Genomic DNA, 2,069 nt, shown 5'->3' with positions numbered 1-2,069 from the left:
ACCCACACCACAGTCCGCGGGCGGTCTTCGCCGTGCATCGAATCCAGTGCGCCTTCGTCGCACGCGGCCGCGGTGGCCCGGACTTGCGCGCCGGCCATCGACGCCGCACGCAGCAGGCCCTCTCGGTCGGCAGCGATCAGGCCTTCGGTGTCGTCGATATCGATCGTGGCGCGGATCGCGTTCACGTCACGACCTCCGGCCGGTCTGCGAAACGTTCAATCTCGCCGGCGACCTGTCGGACCACCGCCTCGACGTCTTCGGCGCAGCGGCCCTCGACGTTGAGCCGCAGCAGTGGCTCGGTGTTGGAGCTGCGCAAGTTGAACCAGCTGCCGTTGCCCAGGTCCACGGTTACCCCGTCGAGATGATCGATCGAGTGGATCCGGGTGCCGAACGACTTCAGCACGGCCTCGGTGGCCGCCGTCGCGTCGGCAACGGTGAAGTTGATTTCGCCGGAGGATTCGTAGCGTTGGTAGTCGGCGGTTAGCTCCGATAGCGGCCGCTGTTGCTCACCCAGCGCGGCAAGCACGTACAGTGCCGCCAGCATCCCCGAATCGGCGCCCCAGAAATCCCGGAAGTAGTAGTGCGCGGAGTGTTCGCCGCCGAAGATGGCGCCGGTGTCGGCCATCAGCGCCTTGATGTAGGAGTGGCCGACGCGGGAGCGCACCGGTGTGCCGCCGCGTTCGACCACCAATTCCGGCACTGCGCGCGAGGTGATCAGGTTATGAATCACGGTTGCGCCGATTTCCCGGTTGAGTTCACGCGCAGCCACCAAAGCCGTCACCGTCGACGGCGACACCGGCTGGCCGCGCTCGTCGACCACGAAGCAGCGGTCGGCGTCGCCGTCGAACGCCAGCCCGATATCGGCCCCCGTGTCGCGCACGTACGCCTGCAGGTCGACCAGGTTGGCGGGATCCAGCGGATTGGCTTCGTGATGGGGAAACGAGCCGTCGAGCTCGAAGTACAGCGGCAGTAACGTGATCGACTCGATGGGGCCCAACACGGCTGGAGCGGTGTGGCCAGCCATCCCGTTGCCGGCATCCACGGCCAGCCGCAACGGACGCAAGTCGGACAAGTCGACCAAGGAGCGCAGGAACGCTCCGTAGTCGGCCAGCACATCGCGATCGCTGAGCGTTCCTGGCGGCCCGTCGTAATCGGGGACGCCCGCGATGAGTTCGTCACGGATGGTGCCAAGCCCAGTGTCTGCCCCGACTGGCTTGGCGCCCGCGCGACACATTTTGATGCCGTTGTAGGCGGACGGGTTGTGGCTGGCGGTAAACATTGCGCCGGGACAGTCGAGCAAGCCCGACGCGAAATAGAGCTGGTCGGTGGACGACAGGCCGATGCGGACAACGTCGAGACCCTGCCCGGTCACCCCGGCCGCAAACGCAGCCGCCAGCGACGGCGAACTGTCCCGCATGTCAAGGCCCACAACCACTTGGTTGGCCCCTTCGTCACGCATCAACCGGGCGAAAGCCGCACCGACATCGGCGGCCAGGGACTCGTCGATTTCATCCCCCACCAGGCCGCGCACGTCATACGCCTTGATCACACGTTGGACAGCCGCGGCGGGCCGAGACATGACAGGGCTCCTGACGAAGGGACTCTTGGTCGCCAGCCTAACCGCTCCGGTCGGCCTCGCCGTACCTAAGCAGCGTGCTCGTCGCCCGCTACTCCGGCTGCTCGCGAGGGGGGTCTGGCAACACCCGCAGATGGCCGCGGCGGCGCCCGGTTCCGCTTGATGGTTGCGCGCTCGGGGCGAGGACGCCGGCGCTGGGTGCGCCGGCCGGTGCAGCGGCATGATGGGCGCCGGGATCGGAGAAGCCGTTGACCGGCGGACGGCTGGCCACCCCGCCGCGGCCCTCGCGCACGGCGTCAGCGAGCGCCACCAAGTCGTCCTCGTCGGGGTTGATCGTCAGCGGTGCGGGATGGCGAACGAGTTCCCACCCGCGCGGCGCGGTGATCCGGCTGGCGTGCCCGACGCAGAGATCCCACGAGTGCGGCTCTCTTGCCGTTGCCAGCGGACCGACGACCGCCGTCGAGTCCGAGTAGACGAACGTCAGCGTCGCCAC

2 protein-coding genes and 1 pseudogene are annotated in these 2,069 nt (G+C 67.9%); all 3 read right to left on the bottom strand.

What is annotated here, in order from left to right:
• Nucleotides 1–185 (bottom strand): annotated as a pseudogene (locus ACFE99_RS25320) (TobH protein); the annotation flags it as partial.
• Nucleotides 182–1,579: a phosphomannomutase/phosphoglucomutase gene (locus ACFE99_RS25315; RefSeq protein ID WP_375489666.1), complete on the bottom strand. Its 1,398-nt coding sequence runs from the start codon at nucleotides 1,577–1,579 to the stop codon at nucleotides 182–184. The gene ACFE99_RS25315 and the pseudogene ACFE99_RS25320, both read right to left, overlap by 4 nt.
• An 88-nt stretch (nucleotides 1,580–1,667) precedes the next feature.
• On the bottom strand, nucleotides 1,668–2,069 hold a 402-nt coding region (locus tag ACFE99_RS25310; protein WP_375489664.1), incomplete at its 5' end, for a DUF3499 domain-containing protein.

Origin of the sequence: uncultured Mycobacterium sp. (assembly GCF_964249325.1) — a bacterium.
Lineage (GTDB): Bacteria > Actinomycetota > Actinomycetes > Mycobacteriales > Mycobacteriaceae > Mycobacterium.
The sequence above is the reverse complement of the archived record's forward strand: the minus strand, read 5'-3'. Positions and strand labels throughout refer to the sequence as shown.